We start from the raw sequence: 20,669 nt of genomic DNA, 5'->3' as shown, positions 1-20,669 counted from the left end.
TATTTTACTTCGGAGATGGGGAGATTTTTTAATGGCAAAAGAACATAAGAAACTATACAAAGCCGGCAAAAACTGGCTGGTTGCAACCCTCTTTGCGGTTGCTGCCGGGACTGCTTTGGCAACGGCCTCGGTTCATGCGGATACGACCGAGCAAAGCCAACCGGTTGTAACCGATGCGCTGACTAGTCAACCGGCAGTTAATGTTACTGCGACTGCGCAATCAGCGTCAACTAATAGTTCAGTCGATGGTAGTTATGATGGGTACCCAACCGTTAATGGTTCCGTTTCTGGCTGGCTAGATACTCAGAACACAAATGCATCGACCGCGGCAGAACAGCAAAAGGTAGTTGATGCACGACAGGCCGCCATTAAACAAGACCAGGAGCAGGTTAATCAGCAGCAAGAAACTTATGATAGCGCTAATAGAAATTATCAAAGTGCACAGGCTTCTTATGACCATGCATTAAAGGTTGCTCGAGAAAATGACTACTCATTTTACAAAAGCTCGTATGATAAAGCTAATCAGGAGTATCAAAAATTAAGTGCTGAAATACAACCTGCTAATAGACGTGCAAAAGAGGAACGTTTTGAGCAACTCACCCAAATTCTAAATAACATTGATCCTAAATTGTTAGCAGATGATCCTTTAACTCATTACCGGGCCGATTTAGATTACTACCTAAAAGTTGCTGAAGAAGACCACCATGATATGACCAGATACCACAAAACTGAAGACCAATATTATGAGTGGACGAATCTAAAAGTAAATTTAGCTAATTTAGACAAAGATTACCAACTGGCAAAAACAAATTATGAATTTGCCAAGAAACAGTTGGATCAAGAAGTTGTAAAGCTAAATAACGAAAAAGAATTTAACGATTACTTCACGTATACTAAAGAAGGGAAAACACTTTGGAATTCACTAACAGAGGCTAAGAATGAATTAGATTCGGCTCAGTCACTGTTACAGCAGTACCAACAGCGATTAACAAAAGACCAAGCTAAACTAAAAACGGAACAAAATCACCTCAACCAGTTGTTGAATTCTCAAACCGTGAACTTAGTAGTCCAATACCTAAACCCTCAAGGGCAAGTCGTTGGCACTCAGACTTTTACTGGAAAGTCCGGCGACCAGGTGGCGGCAAGTTCTGTCCACGCGCCAGCTGGCTACCAATTTGACCCGAGTGATAGCTCATGGCAGCACTGGCAATTAGGTGACCAGGACGATACGATTCAGATTTATGTCACCCCAACGAGCAGCATTCCGGATACCCCTGACCTCAGCCAAAACAATGGCTGGCTTGACAGTTACTCCGCGCAAAACGGCAAGCTCCATTTAGCAGGCTGGCACGTTTCTTCCGCCAGCGCTGACTACCAGTACCCGTACATCATTGTGCTGGACAATGGTCGGGAGGTTGGCCGGGCCCAAGCCCAGTTGGTTGACCGGCCAGACGTTGACCGCCTTTACCCGAACACCAACGGGCGCCAGGCGGCTGGCTTTACGGCTGACGTGGACATCCCAACCTATGCCTACGGGGACCGTCTGACGGTGATTGCTCGCTTTAGCAACGACCCGGCCGGCAATGGTCAGTACCAGGATTACTACTTCAACAACCTCAACCCGGTCACCGACCTGAATGCCAATAAGGCCAACCTGGATGGCTACCATTTAAGCACTAATTCACGGAATGGTGATATCCAGCTGAACGTTGTCGGTTGGCACGCCGCGGGCCGGAGTGTGACCGAAGGCAGTCACTGGCTGATCCTCTTTGATAACACCACCAATTCCGAAATTCAGCGGGTTAAGCTCTCAGATGCTGATAATTACGTTGTCAGCCGTCCCGATGTTGCCCGTGCCTTTCCGGGAATTGCCAACAGTGGTCAATCCGGCTTTGACGGCACCTTTACCCTGTCCCGTGCCGAATTGGGTCACAACCTTTCCGTGATTGCCCGCTACTCCGATGATGCCGTTAACGGGGAGGGCAACCGGACCGACTGCTGGATGGCCGTTCCCCGCTTAGTCAACAGCCAGGTCAATGCCGGCTGGGTTGACAACTACCATGCGGAGCGCGGTACTAACGGGACCGGGATCGACCTCGTCGTTTCCGGCTGGCACGTTGCGGGGAATAGCCTTGCCCAGCCTTACCACTGGGTCATCCTCTACGATAACGATACCCACCAGGAGGTCGTTCGGATGCCAGTCAAGGACCAGGCCAGTGACTTTTACGGGAACCCGCACTTTGCCACCCAACCGATCCAGCGGCCGGACGTTGCGCGTCAGTACCAAAACGTCCTCGATAGTAATCGGTCCGGTTTTGAGGCCCGGTTTGCCCTCCTTCAAAGCACGAGCCAGCATTCACTGAGCATTATCTCTCGTTACTCTGATGATGCTACTAACGGTGAAGGTAATCACACCGACTACTGGATGCCTGCAATGCGGCTCGACCAGGGAAATCACGCTAACTTAGATAATATTTCTCTTAGCGGCAACCAGCTTCGTGTTAGCGGTTGGCACGCTACCAACCAGATGGGAACTGATGAGCACGTGATCATCCTGTATGATGCCACCCAGCACCGGGAACTTGGTCGGCAAACTGTTGGCCGCCTGGCCCGGCCTGACGTTGCGAAGGCCTTTCCAACGATTTATAACGCCGCTGATTCCGGTTTCAGTGCCGCTTTTGATTTTCAACCGGAAATGGCCCATGACCAGATTCAAATCATCAGTCGTTGGACTTCCGCTGGCAACGAGAACAGCGACTATGTCGACTACTGGTTCGCACCGCAACTGCTGGTTAGTGACCAGAGCAACCGGGCCAGCCTGGATGGCTTTAGTCTCAACAATGGTCAACTGACCGTGACCGGCTGGCACGCTTCTAACCAGGCCCTTGGCAAGCAATACCACTACGTCATCCTCTTCGACCAAACAACGGGTTACGAGGTTAGCCGGGTGGAAACGCCGCTGGTACAACGTCCGGACGTCGCCCGGGCCTTCCCGACAATTCTGAATGCTGGGGAGTCCGGCTTCAACGTCAACTTTGCCTTTGATCCGGCCCAGCTTGATGGCCACCGGCTCGCAATCGTCAGTCGCTGGACTACTGACCCGGCTGGTAACGGCAATGCGACGGACTACTGGTTTGCCCCGCAGACATTCACGGCGGCCCAACCAGCTTCCCGGGCTGTCCGGGGGACCGGTGATGGGGTCGGCGCACTCGACAAGTGGGCGGTCTTCATCAACCCGGCCCTGAGCTCCGATAACCCGAACCGGATCTTTTTCTTTGCTAGCGGCTGGCACGCCTCGAATGCCGTTACTGGTCGCCCGTACCACGACATCATGTTAATTGATAACACGACTGGCCAGCAGGTCGGCGGTGCGACCTACGGGAACCCAATGTTGCCGGCCCGGGACACGAGCCGCCCAGATATTGCCCGCCTCTATGGCAACCAGTACCAGAATGCTGGCGAGTCGGGCTTTAAGATTGGCTTGCAGACGCCACAGTTTGCCTTTGGGCACCGCTACACCCTGATTAGTCGCTATGCTGCTGGTGAGGATGGCAGTGATGCCGTTCAGCAGTCCTACTACCTGGGTCAAATCAACCAGGACATGGTTAATTATGGTGATGGTCACGACTTCTTTAATTAAAAATTAGGATATCAAGGACTTCCAAAGCACGACACAGCCAGCTTTGGAAGTCCTTTTTGTGCTAGCAAATAAACTTTAGGGGCCTGCAACCAGATTTATAGAAAACGCTTCCAAGAAATGATAGACTAAAGACAGAGAAACTAAGGAGGCGTTGTTATGGAAATTAAGAATGTGGTAATTGCTGGTGCGGGAGTCTTAGGGAGCCAGATTGCCTTTCAGGCGGCTCGCTATGGCTACCAGGTTAAGATTTGGAACCGGCACACCGACCGGGCCGAGCGACGGTTGGCAGCGATTAAGGAGCCGTTCATGAAGGAGATGGATGCGACTGAAGAAGACTACCAAGCGGCGATGGACAACATCGTCAGCATTAGCAACGATCTGAAAGCAACAGTGGCGGATGCCGACCTGGTGATTGAATCCGTTTCTGAGTCAGTGGAAATCAAGAAGGCTTTCTATGAAGAACTATGCCCACTGTTGCCGGAAAAGACGATTTTGACCAGTAATTCCTCGACCTTTATCCCGAGTGAGCTGGTCGGTTTTACTGACCGGCCCGACCGTTTTGCCCACTTGCACTTTGCCAACCATATCTGGAAGCACAACGTGGCCGAAATCGTTGGCAACCCGCAAACGAAGCCGGAAGTGATTGATGACCTGGTAGTCTTTGCCCGGTCAATCAAGATGGTACCGGTAGTATTGAAGAAGGAACAGCACGGCTATATCATGAATGCACTCCTGGTTCCACTCCTGAATGCCGCCATGGCACTGTGGGCAAACGGGGTTGCTGACCCGCACACGATTGATAAGGATTGGATGATTTCCAACGGTTCGCCGCTGGGACCGTTTATGATTCAGGACATCGTGGGCTTGCGGACAACCTACGCGGTGGTGCTGAACCAGTATGAGCAGACCCATAATGAGCTCTTTAAGAAGATTGCTGACAAGCTAAAGCCGATGATTGACGCTGGTCATACCGGGGTTGAGGCCGGCCAGGGCTTCTATCACTACCCTAACCCTGAATACCAGGATCCAGACTTCTTTAAGTAGACTAAATTACTCCAGACAGGCTACTATTACTTTAACAAAAAAGCGCAGTACACAAAGGGGCTTCAGTGCTCGGCAAAGCCGAACTCTGAAGCCCCTTTGTGAGGTGTATTTGGGGTGTAGGTGTAAAGTAGTTTAGTTCTTGGCTTCCTTAACTTCGCCGGCCTGAACAGGGTCTTCCTTAGTTAGACCGAACAGGCAAATCACGGTGACAACGGCAACGATGATTCCCAGAATCATGTAGGTGTGCTGGAAACCTAAAACGTCATACCAGTGACCAGCTAAGGACGAGAAGATGAAGACGGAGATTTGCTTGGCAAAGTTACAAGTGATGGCGTAGACCGTCGCAAACAAGCCAAGGTCGAAACTACCGGAGATGTACTTCATGATGGAAGTCAGGATCAGTGGCATTTCGAAACCGGCGAGCAACCGCAGGACGACAATGACGTAAACATTTGGTGACAGGGCAGAACCGATAATCCGGATTGCCAGGATAGTCCCGTAAGCAATCAGACCGTTCCGGGCCCCAATCTTGTTAATGATGTACGGCATTGGGAACATCAGCAAGAATTCCAGAGCAATTTGTGCGGTGGTCATGTAAGAGTAGGCAGTAGTACCAGCTGCTGCAGAGTGGAAGAAGTCCTTGAAGAAGATGATGAATTGTTGGTCAAAGACATCGTACAGGGCTGAGGTCCCGATGTAGAAGAAGCACAGGAACCAGAAGTTACGCAGCTTGAAGATGGAGCCGAGCAGGGACAGGTCAAGCTTGTCGTCGCTGCTTACCGCGGCACTAGCATTTTCCATATGGATCTTGTCACTGAATAAGAAGGTGCAAGTTAAGATAATTGCAGAAACGGTGATTCCCCAGAAAATTGCATCTGGGTGCCACAGGAAGAGCTTACCACCCAGGAAGGAAGCGATGGCCCCACCAAGGGAACCACCCATCCGTGCGTGGGCATATTCGAACTTGTTGGCCAAACTAGCACGTTGCATGTATTGTTCAATCGTGCTGACCCCACCACTCAGGACAAAACTGAGGTAGAGCCCGGTAATGATTGAAACAAAGAGGCGGTTAGTTGCGTGCATCAGTGGCAGGAAAACAAAGGTAAAGTATGGACCTACCAGGATTAAACCACAGGAAATGGTCAAAACCAGGTTCTTCTTGAAGAGCAGCTTATCAGAGAGAACCCCGAAGACTGGTTGGAACAGGAGTGACAAACCAGACATCATGGAGAAGATAACCCCGGCTTCGACCCCATTCAGGTGGGCAACCTGCTTGAGCCACAGGGTCAGGTAACCGAAGATAATTTGCCAACAGAAGAAGTAGGTGAGGGCGGTTAGTGGGAAGCCCCAGAAATCCTTGCTCCGGTGCTTTTGTGGAGCGTTATTTTGTGCGTTATCCAAAATCAACAGTCCTTTCTATTATTTGTAGTTGTATGGAACCGGCTTGCCAAATTCAGGAACCCCGTTTTCATCGTAAGTGAAAGGCTTGACGATGGTGTGGCGGTTCGGGTCGTACAGGGGATCACCCTTGATATCGGTGTAGTTCCGGCAGTGGTAAACCATCAGGTCGGTCTTGCCATCTTCAGCAACCGTGAATGAGTTGTGGCCGGGACCAAATTGGTCGTGGTCAATGTCACTTTGGAAAACCGGCGTCTTTGACTTGGACCAGTTGGCGGCGTCGAGCACGTCGGCGTCATCGTCACAGGTCAGCATTCCCATCGCGTAGTTTTCGTCGGTGGCGCTGGCGGAGTAGGTCAGGAAGAGGCGACCGTTGCGGTGGAGTACTGCAGGACCTTCGTTAACCCAGAAGACCTTGGTTTCCCAGTCGTATTCCGGCTTACTCAGCATGACCGGCTTAGTCTTGAGTGTCCATGGATTTTCCATTTCCGCGATGTAGAGGTTGGAGTTCCCTTTGATGTCAGGATCTTTTTGAGCCCAAACGTAGTAGAGCTTACCGTTCAGTTCGAAGGTCGTGGCATCCAGGGAGAATGAATCCATCGGCGTCTTGACTTGGCCGCGTTCGATCCAGTCCTCTTCTTTCACCATTGGGTTGTCCTGGTCACATTCAATGCAGAACATCCGGTGCTGGAACATTCCGTTTTCGTCGAAGGCCGTCGTTTCAGCCGCGGCAAAGTAGACGAACCACTTGCCATCGATGTAGTGAAGTTCCGGTGCCCAGATGAGCTGGCTCATTGGTCCCTCGTCATGCTTGCGCCAGATTGTCCGGGGAGCAGCATGGGCCAGGCCCTCGATTGTCCGTGCCCGCCGAATTTCAATCCGGTTGTAGGCTGGCACCGAAGCGGTAAAGTAGTAGTAGCCATCGGTGTGCCGATAGATGTATGGATCCGCCCGCTGGATGATCAGCGGGGCGGTGTAGTTGATTTCTGCCATTAGAAATCCTCCTCAAAACAGATAATTGATTTTACAAGCATAAGATACCGTCAGAAGAAAGGGGTTTCAAGACGTTGTTAATAATTTATTGAACAAATTTTACTAAACTCAATAATTTGATTGACAGTTTCTTGTAACCGGTGTCATAATTAGTGAAAAAGATAACTAAAAAGTTGGCTAAAAAAGCAAAAATGGGTCAAACTAAGCAAGTTAGCCTAGTTTGCAAGAAGGTGGACTGTTTCTTAACGTCGGTATTAAAGAATTTATTATTAAAAATGCTTAGTTATCAGTACTTTGTAGTGTTGTTGCATTAATATCAACTTTTTGGTTTGGAGAAGGAGGAGAAAAGGGTGGAAACTACCATTTCACAGGACTATTTGGATGTGTATAAGGCACTTGCCAGCCCCGTGCGGTTAGAAATCATCCAATTATTGTCGAAGGAACAGCTCAGCATCGAGGAGCTGGCGGCGCACTTGGGGCTGAGTGCGACCATTACCGCCCGTCACCTGAAAAAACTGGCAAAGGCGGAAATTATTCAATTTAACCAGGTCGGGCATAAGAAGGTTGCCAAAATTAAGGTAGATAAAATTAACATTGCCTTTCCAAAGACCATTTATGAACTCTTCAATGTTTATAAAACCGAGGTCCCGGTCGGCCAGTTTACGAACTTCTCCGTCAAACCCTCCTGCGGGATGGCAGGCCGCACCGATTATATCGGCAAGGTCGACAACCCATCCTACTTCATGGATCCTCACCGGATGGAAGCGGGGATGGTCTGGTTCAACGACGGCTACCTTGAATACCAGCTGCCCAACCACCTCAAGGACAGTGACCACCTCCAGATGATTGATATCGTGGCGGAACTCGGGAGTGAGTTTCCCTTTTCTAATAATAATTGGCCGTCCGATATCACGGTTTCCGTGAACGGCACCGAGCTGGGCTTTTGGACTTCACCAGGGGATTTTTCGGATGTCCGGGGAAAGTACACGCCGGCCTGGGTGCCGAATAACGTCAACCAGTATGGCCTGCAAAAGACTTTCCGGATTACCGACCACGGTACTTACCTGGATGGGCAACCCTGGTCACCAGTCTCATTGGCGGACCTGAGTTACGATCCGGACCGCTTTGTCCTCCGTTTTGAAGTCAAGAAGACGGCCACCCATAAAGGGGGCTGTACCATTTACGGCCAGGGCTTTGGCAACTTCCGGGAGAGCCTGCAAATGAAATTATTTTACAGTTAACTAATAAATTAGTTTGATTTGTACGGACAAATATTTTACAATATGGGTGTTGAAGATTGAATTACAAGGGAGGCTATTCCTGTGAATAACAGTGCCATTAAAGAAAAAATTGAAAGCGCCAACACTGCTTTGGGAATCGAATTAGGTTCGACCCGGATCAAAGCGGTCTTGGTAACCGATGACTACCAAGTCGTTGCTTCTGGGGACTTCGTTTGGGAAAACGAGCTGCATGACAACATCTGGACCTACCCGTTGGAAAAGGTCTGGAAGGGAATCCAGACCAGCTATGCTAACTTGGCCGCCAGCGTGAGTGAGGAATACGGGCTCAAGCTGACGAAGATCGGTTCGATTGGAATCAGTGCCATGATGCACGGCTACATGCCGTTTGACCAGGACGGCAACCTGCTCGTGCCGTTCCGGACTTGGCGGAACAACATTACCGGCGAGGCAGCCGAAAAGCTGACGAAGCTGTTTAACTTCAATATTCCAGAACGGTGGAGTGTCGCCCACCTCTACCAGGCTATCCTGAACAAGGAAGACCATGTCAAGGACATTGACTTCATCACCACCCTGGACGGCTACGTTTCCTGGAAGCTCTCTGGCAACAAGAACACGGGAATCGGTGACGCTTCCGGAATGTTTCCAATTGATGAAGCGATGAAGAACTACGATGGCAAGATGTTGGAGCAGTTTGCCAGTCTGCCGGAGGTTGCCCAGTACCCGTGGAATATCAGGGAGATCTTGCCGGACGTCCTCTTAGCTGGTCAGCCAGCCGGGAAACTAACCGAAGCGGGGGCCAAACTCCTCGACATTAGTGGCCAGTTGCAAGCCGGTTCTTTGATTGCGCCGTCAGAAGGGGATGCCGGGACCGGGATGGTTGCTACTAACGCGGTCCGGAAGCGGACAGGAAACATTTCTGCCGGGACCTCCGCCTTTTCAATGGTGGTCCTCGACCAGAAACTGAATAAGGTTCACCGGGACATCGACATGGTAACGACACCGGACGGGGCACCAGTGGCAATGGTCCACACCAACAACTGTTCGTCCGACATCAATGCCTGGGCCAGTGTCTTCAACCAGTTTGCCAAGGTTCTGGGGGTCAACCTGTCACCGAACCAGCTTTACGAAAAGCTCTTTGATGCTTCCCTGCGGGGTGATCAGGACGCCGGGGGCTTGGTCAACTTTAGCTACCTGTCCGGTGAAAACATCACCAAGGTTCAGGACGGACGGCCGATGATGGTCCGTAAGCCGGACAGCCACTTTACCCTGGCAAACATCTTTAAGGTTCAGCTCTACTCTGCCTTTGCACCCCTTAAAATCGGGATGGACATCCTCCTCCGTGAAGAACATATCCGAACGGATGTTTTGATTGCGCAAGGGGGACTGTTCAAGACCCCGGTAGTTGCCCAACAGGTCTTGGCAGACGCCCTGAACACCCCAATTACTCTGATGAGCAATGCCGGTGAGGGTGGCCCATGGGGGATGGCTGTTTTAGCCCTCTACGCCAGTGATAACAAGGGTAAAAACCTGGCAGACTACCTGGATGACGAAGTATTTGTTGACAGCGAGAGCGCAACCCTGTACCCTGAACCTGAAAGTGTCCAGGGCTATGAAAAGTTTATCGACAACTATAAAGCAGCTTTGCCAGCAGAAATCAAAGCCGGTAAAGATATGAAGTTAAACTAAGCCAAAGGAGATTTACAATGCTTGAAGAATTAAAACAAGAAGTTTACGAAGCCAACATGAAGCTGCCTAAGTTAGGTCTGGTCACTTTTACCTGGGGGAACGTTTCCGGAATCGACCGGGAGAAGGGCTTGTTTGTAATCAAGCCGTCCGGTGTTCCGTATGAAGAATTGAAGCCCTCAGACATGGTGGTAGTCAACTTGGACGGGGAAGTGGTCGAAGGGGACCTCAACCCATCCAGTGACACCCCAACGCACACTTACCTCTACAACCACTTCCCAAAGATCGGGGGGATTGTCCACACCCACTCCCCATGGGCAGTGTCCTTTGCGGCGGCTCACATGGATATTCCAGCGATGAACACGACCCACGCTGATACCTTCTACACGGATGTGCCGGCTGCCGACGCCCTGACCAAGGAAGAAATCGAAGAGGATTACGAGGGCAACACCGGGAAGGTAATCGTTCGCTCCTTCAAGGAACGGGGTCTCGATTACGAAGCGACGCCAGCTGCCCTAGTGATGCAGCACGGGCCATTTGCCTGGGGACCAACTCCAGACAAGGCGGTCTACAATGCCAAGGTGCTGGAAGTCGTTGCTGAAGAAGACTACCACACCCTGCAGCTGACCCGGGCGGACAACCACCTGCCACAATACCTGTTGGATAAGCACTACTACCGCAAGCACGGGGCAAATGCTTACTACGGCCAAAACAACGCCCACAGCAAGGACCATGCTAAGCGGGAAAATTAACGATATTTTTTAAAATAGGATTAACTGAGTCGTGGACAACTGGATAGTTGGGTCACGGCTCGGTTTAGTTAGGAGACATCATGGCAACTAAGTACGAAACAGTTAAGGAAAAAATTCGCGAGGTGATTAGCTCTGGACAATACCAGCCGGGGGACCAGTTGCCAACGGAATCGGCGCTGATGAAGGAGTACCAGGTCAGTCGTTACACGATTCGCCGGGCCATGGGAGAACTCGAGAACGAGCATTACATTTACCGGATCCAAGGTGGCGGAATGTTTGTCGAGGATTGGCACAACAACCATGACCAGCCGGTTAACCAGAAGGTCATCGGGGTGGTTACGACCCATCTGGCAGATTACATTTTCCCCAGCATCATTAGCGGGATTGACCGGGCCCTCTCTAGTCAGGGCTACTCGATTCTCTTGGGCAATACCCACAACGATCACGACCAGGAACGGCTCAGCTTGCAACGGATACTGGATAGCAATGTCGATGGCCTAATCTTGGAGCCGACCCAAAGTGCCCGGCCGAACCCCAACCGAGACCTCTACCAGCAAATCGAAAAGTCCCGGATCCCAGCAATGTTTATTGATGCCCACTACAACGACTCGTCCCTGCCGTACATTGACTTGGCAGACCGGGAAACGGAAGCGCAGCTGGTAAACGGCCTGTTTGACAAGGGCCACGAGCGGATTTTGGGGATCTTCAAGATTGACGATATGCAGGGGGTGGGGCGCCTGCAGGGCTTCATGGATGCCTACACCGCGCACCCGGATAAGACCCTGCTGAGTGATGTGATTATGTACCAGTCCAGCGATGATGTCGCCTCCATCTTTGCCAAGCTGGCCCAGCATCTGCAAGGGATGGAACGGCCAACGGCGATTGCCTGCTACAATGACCAGCTAGCGATTCAGGTGATGGACGTTGTCCGGTCGCTGGGAATGAAAATTCCCGATGATATTAGTATTGTCGGCTTTGACGATTACTTACTGAGCGCGTCTGTGCTGCCCGGCTTGACGACCGTCGTTCACCCGAAGAACAAGATGGGGATGGATGCCGGAAAGATGATTTTGCGTCTGATCAAGGGGGAGCAGGTTGACCCGATTGTTTACCATCCCGAGATTATTGAGCGGCAGTCTGTAAAAGACCTCACAAAGTAAATTAACCACCAGACAAATATACCAATGCCGGTTGGCAATTCCGTAAAATAAGGAGTTGCTAGCCGGCATTTTTGCTGGCGTGTGTCTATTTGTTTTGGGGAAGTTTTACCGCTTAAAGCGCGCCTTAATAGGATTTGTCCGGTATAGAATAAAATTGTCTGCATAATCCGCCAAATTATTGTAACCGTTTTATTGACTTATACGGACAAATAATCTATACTGTGTTTGTAAGCGCTTGAAGGAAATGATTTATAGAATTATCACATGTGGTTTCTAAGTTTTGAGGTTGTTATTTGTTAAGAAAGTATAGGAGTGAACAACATTGAGGAAAGTTTCAAATGGATTTATCTATACTTTTGGGGCGTTAGGTGGTTTACTATTCGGTTACGACATTGCTTCCGTTTCTGGTGCCATTCTATTTATCCAAAAGCAGTTAAGTTTGAACTCTTGGGAACAAGGGATGGTTGTTTCGTCCGTTCTGATTGGTGCCATTCTTGGTGCGTTGGGAACGAGTAAGTTCCTAGATAAGTACGGGCGGCGGAAGCTATTGATCTGGGCCGCAATTATCTTTACGATTGGTGCCTTAGGTTCAGGATTTGCGCCAGAATACTGGACACTGTTGGTAACCCGGGTTATCTTGGGGATTGGTGTTGGGATCACCTCAGCGTTGATTCCTGCCTACCTGCACGAGCTGGCACCAAAACGGATGCACGGTGCGGTAGCGACGATGTTCCAACTGATGGTCATGATTGGGATCCTGTTGGCTTACATTTTGAACTACACCTTCCAAGGGATGTACACTGGTTGGCGTTGGATGTTGGGATTTGCTGCATTACCTGCTATTATTCTTTTCTTCGGTGCCCTTCTCCTGCCAGAAAGTCCCCGGTTCTTAGTTAAAATTGGTAAGACTGATGAAGCCCGGGCCGTTTTGATGAACACCAACAAGGGTGATGAACAAGCCGTTGACACTGCCTTGGAAGAAATTCAGGTTTCCGCCAACCAAAAGCAGGGTGGCTGGAAAGAACTGTTCGGTGCTGATGTTCGGCCAGCCCTGGTTACTGGGTTAGGGGCGGCCATTTTCCAACAGATTATCGGTTCTAACTCAGTTATCTTCTATGCACCAACCATCTTTACCAAAGTTGGTTGGGGTGTGGCCGCTGCCTTGCTGGCCCACATCGGTATCGGGATCGTTAACGTGATTGTGACGGTGGTTGCTATGCTGCTGATGGACCACGTTGACCGGAAGAAGATGCTGACCGTTGGTGCTGCCGGCATGGGTCTGTCACTGTTTGTCATGGCCGCAATCCTGAAGATGGATAGCGGTTCCCAAGCCGCTGCTTACGTCAGTGCGATTGCGCTGACCGTCTACATTGCCTTTTACGCATGTACCTGGGCACCAATTACTTGGGTTTACATTGGTGAAGTCTTCCCACTGAACATCCGTGGGCTGGGGACTTCCCTCTGTTCCGCTACGAACTGGCTGGCTGATATGGTTGTTTCCTTGACCTTCCCAACCATGCTAGCAGCGTTTGACATTGCGAATACCTTCATTATCTACGGTGTTATCTGTGTCATTTGTATCATCTTTACCAACAAGTTCTTCCTGGAAACCCGGGGGAAGTCGCTGGAAGAGATCGAAGCTTCAATGCGCAAGATGACTGCTGCTAAGAAGAAGGCATAATTTCTAGTGAAAGTGGAAGCGGGATCGGGCTGGTTTGTCTAGTCTGATTCCGCTTCTTTTTCTTGTTAGTAATTTATGTGATTACTTTGATTTGCTTATTGATTTATCCGTACAAATTATATATAATGTTAATGTAAGCGATTTAGTAACAAGCTATTGATTGCGAGATCATTTAAGATAAAGGAGATCTGTTCACTATGTTAAAAACTCCAGATTACGAATTTTGGTTTGCTGTTGGTAGTCAACCCCTCTATGGTCCAGAAGCCTTAGAGCAGGTTGAAAAGGATGGCCGCAAGCTGGTTGACGGCTTAAACGCCAGCGGCAAGCTGCCATACAAGGTAGTCTTTAAGCTGGTTGCCACCACTGCTGATAGCATCACGAAGTTCATGAAGGATGCTAACTACAATGATAAGGTTGCCGGGGTAATGACCTGGATGCACACCTTCTCACCAGCTAAGAACTGGATTCGGGGAACCCAGTTGCTGCAAAAGCCATTGTTGCACCTGGCAACCCAAATGCTGGACCACATCCCATTTGACACCATTGACTTTGACTACATGAACCTGAACCAGAGTGCCCATGGCGACCGTGAATACGACTACATCAACGCCCGTCTTGGCGTTCCTGAAAAGATTGTTTACGGCTGGTGGAACGATCCCGAAGTTCAAGAAGAAATCGCTGACTGGCAAAAAGTTGCGATTGCCTACGACATGAGCTTCAAGATTAAGATTGCTCGTTTCGGCGACACCATGCGTGACGTTGCCGTTACGGAAGGTGACAAGGTCGCTGCCCAGATCAAGCTGGGCTGGACCGTTGACTACTGGCCAGTAGCTGAGCTGGTTGCCGCTGTTAACGCGGTTAGCGAAGCAGAAATTGACGAACAGTACAAGCGGCTGGAAGAAAACTACGACATGGTTGAAGGCGACAACGACCACGACAAGTACGTGCACTCCGTTCGTTACCAACTGCGTGAATACTTAGGAATTAAGCACTTCCTAGACGAAAAGGGCTACGATGCCTTTACCACCAACTTCCAAGACCTGGAAGGCTTGGAACAGTTACCAGGCTTAGCCGTTCAATTGCTGATGATTGATGGTTACGGCTTCGGTGCCGAAGGGGACTTCAAGTCCGCTGGTCTTTCCCGTCTGCTGAAGATTGCGGCTGAAAACAAGGAAACGGCCTTCATGGAAGACTACACCCTGGACCTGCGTTCTGGTCACCAGGCAATTATGGGCTCCCACATGCTGGAAGTTGACCCAACCCTTGCTTCTGACAAGCCACGGGTTGAAGTTCACCCACTGGACATCGGTGACAAGGCCGACCCAGCACGGTTGGTATTCACCGGTTCAGAAGGCGAAGGAATCGACGTTACCCTGTCATACTTCGATGATGGCTACAAGTTCATTGCTTACGACGTGGACTGTGCTAAGCCAGAAAAGGAAATGCCAAACCTGCCAGTTGCTAAGCAGATGTGGACGCCAAAGTGCGGCTTAAAGAAGGGCGCTACCGCCTGGATGCACAATGGTGGTGGTCACCACACTGTTCTTTCTATGAACCTGACGATGGATCAGATGGCAACTCTTGCCAACCTGTTCGGCATCGAATTGATCGACATCAAGTAATTAACATGTTCACCCCTTATATTAAAGGCGGCCGCTTTCCTGGTGGCCGCCTTTTTATTAGCTGATTTATCTGGAACCGCTTGCATATTTGTCCGGATAAGTATAGAATATGGTTAGTAAATAAGAACTGGAGGCAGGATTAGTGAAGTTTCATAAGTTAAAACCAGTCGAGACAGATAGGCTCCAAGAAGGGGTAATTTACTACCGGCGGTGGACAAAGTTTGAAAAGGTCTTCTCCGTAGTTGGCTTCTTGCTCCTCTTTACCGGAGTGGGCATCGTTTCCGACACGATCCTGCTTGCTATGTACTTATACTGCATGGATAAGGTGGACGTATCGCCAGTGGGTGAACCAGAGAAACGTCTCCTGATTAAAAAGCATGAGTGGGATCATTACCGCCACGTTAATGGAATCGGCTACTGGCACCAACACCAGCCGCGCCGAATCAAAGCGCAGTTTAGCCATCAATAAGTTAAATGAGGCAGAGAGAAAACTTGTTTTCTCTCTGCCTCATTATTAGTTTAAAGCTAATCGCTGACTAGCAGATCAAACGTTGTTGAACCAGCGCTTGACCACAGCCGCTCGCGTTTACCACTTCTTATTATATTCGTAGACCAGTGCGGGTTCCTTGCCTGTCCGGTGAAAATCATTGAGGGCGTCGATCTTAGCCATTTCGTCAGCCGTTAGTTCGAAGTCATAAATATCCATGTTTTGCTCGATTCGGGCCTGGTGGACAGATTTAGGAATAAAGGCGACCCCGCTTTGCAGGTGCCACCGGAGGACCACCTGGGCAGGGGACTTATGGTGGTGGTCGCCAATTTGCTTGAGAACCGGATTAGCGAGGATGGTTCCCCGGCCCAGCGGACTCCAGGCCTGGGTCACAATGCCGTGCTCACGGTCAAACTTGACCAGGGGGGCCTGGTTTAACCGGGGATGCCGTTCAATTTGGTTGACGACTGGCAGCTCGCTCGCCTGGGTCGCGAGGTGTTGCAGGTGGATCATTTGAAAGTTGCTGACCCCGATGGACTTGGTTAGGCCCGCCTTTTTAAGGTCGATTAGGGCCTGCCAGCTATCGAAGAAGGCCCGCTCAATCGGCCAGTGGATCATCAGGAGGTTAACATAGTCAAGCTGGAGCTTATGAAGGGAATCCTTCACCGAAGCAATCGTCCGCTGGTAGCCTTGGTTTTCTTCGGCGACTTTAGTGGTCACGAACAGTTCTTCCCGGGGGACGCGCAGGTCAGCGAGGGCCTGCCCAACCTCGGCTTCGTTTTGGTAGAGCTGGGCGGTGTCAAACAGCCGGTAGCCGGCCTGGTAGGCACTGGCGATTGCCGCGGAAATCGTTTGCTGGCCGGTAACTTTATAGAGGCCGAACCCTTCTTGCGGCATTTGCTGACCATCGGCAAGGGTTAGTAAATTGGTTTTGGAATTCACGCTGGTTCCTCCTTTTAAAATTTAAGGGTGAAATAAAAATGCTCCATATCCGCGTCGCTTATCGACAATATGAAGCATTTTTGAAGTTAAATTAATCGCTAATTAACGCTTGTTGCGCTTCTTAGGGTTAGCAATTGGCTTGTTGTCCAAATCGGTCCGAACTACCAGGACATCACAAATTGCCGTCCGGGTAACGTATTCAGTTACAGAACCGATTAGAATCCGTTCGACCGCGTTAAGCCCCGTAGCACCGATCATGATTAAGTCAGCACCCATTTCCTTAGGGACATCACGGGCGATAATGGTCTTTGGTGCACCGTATTCAATTGAGTAGTTGACGTTTTTAACGCCCTGTTTCTTGGCGTAATCGATATACTTATCCAGCGTCTTCTTGGCGGTATCCGTTACTTGTTCGACCATTGAGGTGTCAAAACTGGAAATATTTTGGAACGCCCGGGTGTCGACAACGTGCAGCAGCCGTAATTCCGCATCTTCCCCATTCCGCTTAGCAACGGCCACGGCCTTCTTGAAGGCCAGTTCAGCTTCCGCAGAGCCATCGACAGGAACCAAAATGTGCTTGTATGTTTGTGCCATAATAGTGCCTCCTTAAACTTATTTACTATTATTATACACTTTTCTACCATTGGCGGTAAAGAACCTAGTGGTACTTAGCCCGAAATTCGCTGGTGACCGAAAAAGCCATCTGGGTTTCTAAAATGCAGCCAAGGACGACCATGATTACAATAAAAGTAATGTTATCGGTCCACGCCGCGCCAACCGTGATCAGTCCCAAAATGGTTAGGATGATTCCCCAGACTTTTAATTGGCGGGCGACGAAGGGGCTGCGCGTGGGTTCAAGGATCAGGAAGTCCTTATGGAGGTGGGTCAGGAAGAAAACACCCTCAAACAGGGCAATTAGCCCGAAAAGGGTCACTAAGATTGGTAAAAGCATCAGTCGACAGTCCTTTATTTAATAATTAAGCGGCTGGTGACAAATGGCTACCATGTCACCGGCCGCTGTTATGTACGAAAACTCCGTTAGTGCCGTTAATTGTCATTCAGTGTTGACCTGTGTGTAAAACAGGTGGGACACGGTTGTCTAGTCGCCAACTACCAAGTGAAAAGGCATGTTGTAAAAGAAGACATGACACTAGTCCCAAAGTAAAAAGACTGTAAGGCAAACCTGCGTTTAGACAACGCGTACACCACAGAATTTTCAATTCTTATGTTAGCATTTTTTGGTCCGGGTGGCAATTATTTCGTCGGGTGGTGGTGACCACCGAGGGCCTGCCGCTGAGCACGCCGCAGTTGCCAGTACTGCTTGCCGAGGGCCTGCTCGAAGCGGCCGTTTTGCTTTGGCTGGAAGTACTGGGCATCCTTGATCCGGTCGGGAAGGTATTGCTGGGCCACCCAGTCTTGGGGATGATCATGGGGGAACTGATAGTCGACCCCATGGCCGAGCTTGGCGGCGCCCTTATAGTGGGCATCCTTCAGGTAGGCCGGGACATCACCGTAGCCGCCCTGCTTGACCTGGGCGAGGGCCCGGTCAATTGCGCTGATTCCAGAATTAGACTTTGGCGAGAGGCAGAGTTCGATTACCACGTCGGCAAGCGGGATTCGTGCCTCTGGCAAGCCAACCTGCTGGGCTGCCTGAACCGCGGTGACTGCCCGCTGGACTGCCGGCATATTTGCCAGGCCAATATCTTCATAGGCGATCACCATCAATCGGCGGACGATTGAAGTGAGGTCCCCGGCTTCAATCAAACGGGCAAGGTAGTGGAGGGCCGCGTCGACATCAGAACCGCGAATCGACTTTTGAAAAGCGGAGATGACGTCGTAGTGGGCGTCCCCATCCTTGTCGGCGGTGAGGGCTTTCTTTTGCACGCTTTCTTCAATTACTGGCAGCGTCAGATGAATCTTTCCGTCAGGACCAGGATCAGTTGACCGGGCAGCCAGTTCCAGACCATTGAGGGCGCTGCGCAAGTCCCCGTTGGTTGCCCGGGCCAATTGTTCCTCAGCATTGGCTTCCAGCACGAGCGGCAGCTTTCCCAGCCCCCGCTCCTTATCGGTCAGCGCCCGGGCAATTGCCACCTTGACGTCGTCGCTGCTCAGGGGATGAACCGGAAAAATCTGGGTTCGGCTCCGGATGGCGGGATTAATACTGATGTAAGGATTTTCCGTCGTGGCGCCGATGAGGACAATCCGCCCGCTCTCGAGGTGGGGGAGGAGGAAGTCCTGCTTGGCTTTGTCCAGGCGGTGGATTTCGTCCAGCAGGAGGATAACGGTCCCACTCATCTTGGCTTCTTCGGCTACGACCTGTAAGTCCTTCTTACTATCCGTTGCGGCATTGAGCTTGCGGAAGGCGTACTTGGTGGAACCGGCGATGGCGCTGGCAATGCTGGTCTTTCCGGTACCCGGCGGGCCGTAGAGAATCATTGAGGAAAGCATCCGGGCTTTGACCATCCGGGCAATAATTTTGCCAGGGCCGACCAGGTGTTGCTGGCCGACGACTTCTTCAAGTGTCCGGGGCCGCATTCGATAGGCGAGTGGTTCCATCATTATCCCTCCCGGTGGAAGAGGCGGTGGAAGAAGCCACCGGTCTCTTGCTGCTTAGTCTGCTGTTCGTTAGCCGTTCCGGTTGCGACTAGCTGGGGGTAGCGTTTCTTGACGTCGACTGGACTTTGGTAAACAGCTTCTTTAGCTGCCACCACCACGGCCAGGGAGTCGGGAGCGGTTTTAAACTCAGGGTCGGTTTTCATAGTAAAACTGGCACCGGCTTGGGAAGCTGCCCGGACATAGGGGCGGATTTCCTCATGGGGGAGGTTGCCGTTTAAAAAGACTAAGTTGCCGATGCCCCGCTTGAATTCGGCGGCCATTGCGGATTCCCAATTCTGTTCATGCAGTTCCGCCACGCTGATGGTTAGGCAGACCCGCTCCCGGAATGTTCCCAGGTAGCGGCGCTGTTCGTCTGGCTTGAGTTGGGGCGTCCCGTAGATTCCGTTATCGAGCCGCTGCTCTAGTGCTGATTTTTTCTCTTCTGCCACGTTAATTCCTCCTTAGTCAGAATAATGTTTTTATTGTACCATTGAATTAGTAAATAAGCCTTGCCTGACGGCTTGAAAAGGAGGATAAAGCACTGATGAAAATTATTATTGCGCCCGCTCGTACGATGAAGATTGATGAGGATAGTTTTCCCTACCAGGACCTGCCGGAGTTCTTGCCCGAAACCGAGCAGATTTTAGCCTGGATGCGGTCGCTGAGCTACGAAGAACTCCACCGGCTATGGTGGAATTGCAGCACCCGACTGGCGGAGAAAAATTACCGCTGGTTGCAGGTGCTGGATTTACACCGCCAGCTTACACCAGCAATCATTGCCTTTACCGGTTTGCAGTATCAGCACATGGCGCCGGACGTCTTTTCTGATCAGGGACTGCAGTATATTCAGGACCACCTCCGGATCCTTTCCGGTTTCTACGGACTCCTGCGGCCCTTTGACGGAATCGTGCCGTACCGCCTGGGGATGGGCGACCGTGCTCACGTAGCCGGAACAGCGAGCCTCTACCAGTTTTGGGGGCGCCGGCTGGCGGATAGTTTGTACTGGGACGACCAGCTAGTTTTAGACCTCGCGTCAGTGGAATACGAACAGGCCATCCGTCCCTATGTGACTGGCGAACGGCGGTTAGTCAAGTGTATCTTTGGCGAGGAGGTTGCTGGCAGGGTCAAGCAAAAGGCCACCCGAGCAAAGATGGCCCGGGGAACGATGGTGCGTTACCTTGCGGAAAACGACATTCATGACCTAGCGGGGGTCAAAAAGTTTGCGGTCGGTGGCTACCGTTTTCGTCCCGAATTCTCTACTGCTGACAGCCTTGCGTTTACCCTTTGATTAGAAAAGAATTATTAAAGAGGTGGGGGAGCTAACTCGACCTCTTTGTTATTTTAAAGCTAATTAGCGAGCTGGTACGGGAGCTGTCCACCAGAGCCTGCTTGCTCATTGTGGCGTTCAGGGAGAATTCGAAGAATGAGCTA

The 20,669-nt window shown here is 50.8% G+C and carries 17 protein-coding genes; 10 read left to right on the top strand and 7 right to left on the bottom strand.

All coding sequences use genetic code 11. The features are described 5' to 3' along the window. Positions 1–31: 31 nt before the first annotated feature. Positions 32–3,640: a KxYKxGKxW signal peptide domain-containing protein gene (locus N4599_RS03275; protein ID WP_260901953.1), complete on the top strand. Its 3,609-nt coding sequence runs from the start codon at positions 32–34 to the stop codon at positions 3,638–3,640. 156 nt (positions 3,641–3,796) lie between these two features. Beyond that, a complete protein-coding gene (locus tag N4599_RS03270; RefSeq protein ID WP_194176969.1) occupies positions 3,797–4,684 on the top strand; it encodes a 3-hydroxyacyl-CoA dehydrogenase in 888 nt (295 codons plus the stop codon). Positions 4,685–4,816: 132 nt separating this feature from the next. Here the strand turns inward: N4599_RS03270 and N4599_RS03265 are convergent, their stop codons facing one another. Further along, entirely contained in the window at positions 4,817–6,085 is a 1,269-nt protein-coding gene (locus N4599_RS03265) for an oligosaccharide MFS transporter (RefSeq protein WP_194176968.1), read from the bottom strand. A gap of 18 nt (positions 6,086–6,103) precedes the next feature. Then, a complete protein-coding gene (locus tag N4599_RS03260) occupies positions 6,104–7,075 on the bottom strand; it encodes a glycoside hydrolase family 43 protein (RefSeq protein ID WP_260901950.1) in 972 nt (323 codons plus the stop codon). Between the two features lie 350 nt (positions 7,076–7,425). On the opposite strand from N4599_RS03260, the gene N4599_RS03255 reads away from it, so the two are divergent. The 7 genes from N4599_RS03255 (at position 7,426) to N4599_RS03225 (ending at position 15,683) form a co-directional block, all read left to right on the top strand. Further along, positions 7,426–8,316, top strand: coding sequence for an ArsR/SmtB family transcription factor (locus N4599_RS03255; protein ID WP_003716026.1), 891 nt, complete (start codon positions 7,426–7,428; stop codon positions 8,314–8,316). An 81-nt stretch (positions 8,317–8,397) separates the two neighbouring features. Then, complete coding sequence (locus tag N4599_RS03250) at positions 8,398–10,002, top strand: xylulokinase (protein WP_260901946.1); 1,605 nt, start codon at positions 8,398–8,400, stop codon at positions 10,000–10,002. Positions 10,003–10,019: 17 nt separating this feature from the next. After that, entirely contained in the window at positions 10,020–10,751 is a 732-nt protein-coding gene (locus N4599_RS03245) for an L-ribulose-5-phosphate 4-epimerase (RefSeq protein ID WP_003711408.1), read from the top strand. An 80-nt stretch (positions 10,752–10,831) separates the two neighbouring features. After that, positions 10,832–11,911: a GntR family transcriptional regulator gene (locus tag N4599_RS03240; protein ID WP_260901943.1), complete on the top strand. Its 1,080-nt coding sequence runs from the start codon at positions 10,832–10,834 to the stop codon at positions 11,909–11,911. Positions 11,912–12,233: 322 nt separating this feature from the next. Beyond that, on the top strand, positions 12,234–13,592 hold the full coding sequence (locus tag N4599_RS03235; RefSeq protein ID WP_191363354.1) for a sugar porter family MFS transporter: 1,359 nt from the start codon (positions 12,234–12,236) through the stop codon (positions 13,590–13,592). Between the two features lie 197 nt (positions 13,593–13,789). Beyond that, a complete protein-coding gene (araA, locus tag N4599_RS03230) occupies positions 13,790–15,214 on the top strand; it encodes an L-arabinose isomerase (RefSeq protein ID WP_056984385.1) in 1,425 nt (474 codons plus the stop codon). A 142-nt stretch (positions 15,215–15,356) separates the two neighbouring features. Beyond that, positions 15,357–15,683: a hypothetical protein gene (locus N4599_RS03225; protein WP_260901940.1), complete on the top strand. Its 327-nt coding sequence runs from the start codon at positions 15,357–15,359 to the stop codon at positions 15,681–15,683. Between the two features lie 117 nt (positions 15,684–15,800). Here N4599_RS03225 and N4599_RS03220 read toward each other — a convergent pair whose 3' ends face one another. The 5 genes from N4599_RS03220 to N4599_RS03200 form a co-directional block, all read right to left on the bottom strand. Further along, positions 15,801–16,643 (bottom strand): aldo/keto reductase, encoded by an 843-nt coding sequence (locus N4599_RS03220; protein ID WP_260901938.1) that lies wholly within the window; start codon positions 16,641–16,643, stop codon positions 15,801–15,803. A gap of 102 nt (positions 16,644–16,745) precedes the next feature. Beyond that, positions 16,746–17,237, bottom strand: a complete 492-nt coding sequence (locus N4599_RS03215; RefSeq protein WP_003716066.1) for a universal stress protein — start codon at positions 17,235–17,237, stop codon at positions 16,746–16,748. Positions 17,238–17,301: 64 nt separating this feature from the next. Next, positions 17,302–17,595 carry a hypothetical protein gene (locus N4599_RS03210; RefSeq protein ID WP_191363351.1) on the bottom strand — a complete coding sequence of 98 codons (294 nt, stop codon included), beginning with the start codon at positions 17,593–17,595 and terminating at the stop codon, positions 17,302–17,304. A gap of 302 nt (positions 17,596–17,897) precedes the next feature. Continuing rightward, entirely contained in the window at positions 17,898–19,202 is a 1,305-nt protein-coding gene (locus tag N4599_RS03205) for a replication-associated recombination protein A (protein ID WP_260901936.1), read from the bottom strand. Then, positions 19,202–19,687, bottom strand: coding sequence for a YueI family protein (locus N4599_RS03200; protein WP_260901934.1), 486 nt, complete (start codon positions 19,685–19,687; stop codon positions 19,202–19,204). The genes N4599_RS03205 and N4599_RS03200 overlap by 1 nt, the downstream gene beginning before the upstream one ends. A 95-nt stretch (positions 19,688–19,782) precedes the next feature. Here N4599_RS03200 and yaaA point away from each other — a divergent pair, with 95 nt between their 5' ends. After that, positions 19,783–20,526 (top strand): peroxide stress protein YaaA, encoded by a 744-nt coding sequence (gene yaaA / locus N4599_RS03195; RefSeq protein ID WP_191363349.1) that lies wholly within the window; start codon positions 19,783–19,785, stop codon positions 20,524–20,526. Positions 20,527–20,669 lie beyond the last annotated feature (143 nt).

Source organism: Limosilactobacillus oris (assembly GCF_025311495.1).
GTDB lineage: Bacteria > Bacillota > Bacilli > Lactobacillales > Lactobacillaceae > Limosilactobacillus > Limosilactobacillus oris_A.
Note: the sequence above shows the minus strand (reverse complement) of the source record. Positions and strands in the feature narration are given on the sequence as shown.

Coding starts and splice junctions, on each gene's coding strand:
- araA (WP_056984385.1), top strand. CDS start 13,790: ATGTTAAAAACTCCAGATTACGAATTTTGGTTTGCTGTTGGTAGTCAA.
- N4599_RS03270 (WP_194176969.1), top strand. CDS start 3,797: ATGGAAATTAAGAATGTGGTAATTGCTGGTGCGGGAGTCTTAGGGAGC.
- N4599_RS03275 (WP_260901953.1), top strand. CDS start 32: ATGGCAAAAGAACATAAGAAACTATACAAAGCCGGCAAAAACTGGCTG.
- N4599_RS03245 (WP_003711408.1), top strand. CDS start 10,020: ATGCTTGAAGAATTAAAACAAGAAGTTTACGAAGCCAACATGAAGCTG.
- N4599_RS03240 (WP_260901943.1), top strand. CDS start 10,832: ATGGCAACTAAGTACGAAACAGTTAAGGAAAAAATTCGCGAGGTGATT.
- N4599_RS03260 (WP_260901950.1), bottom strand. CDS start 7,075: ATGGCAGAAATCAACTACACCGCCCCGCTGATCATCCAGCGGGCGGAT.
- yaaA (WP_191363349.1), top strand. CDS start 19,783: ATGAAAATTATTATTGCGCCCGCTCGTACGATGAAGATTGATGAGGAT.
- N4599_RS03215 (WP_003716066.1), bottom strand. CDS start 17,237: ATGGCACAAACATACAAGCACATTTTGGTTCCTGTCGATGGCTCTGCG.
- N4599_RS03210 (WP_191363351.1), bottom strand. CDS start 17,595: ATGCTTTTACCAATCTTAGTGACCCTTTTCGGGCTAATTGCCCTGTTT.
- N4599_RS03205 (WP_260901936.1), bottom strand. CDS start 19,202: ATGATGGAACCACTCGCCTATCGAATGCGGCCCCGGACACTTGAAGAA.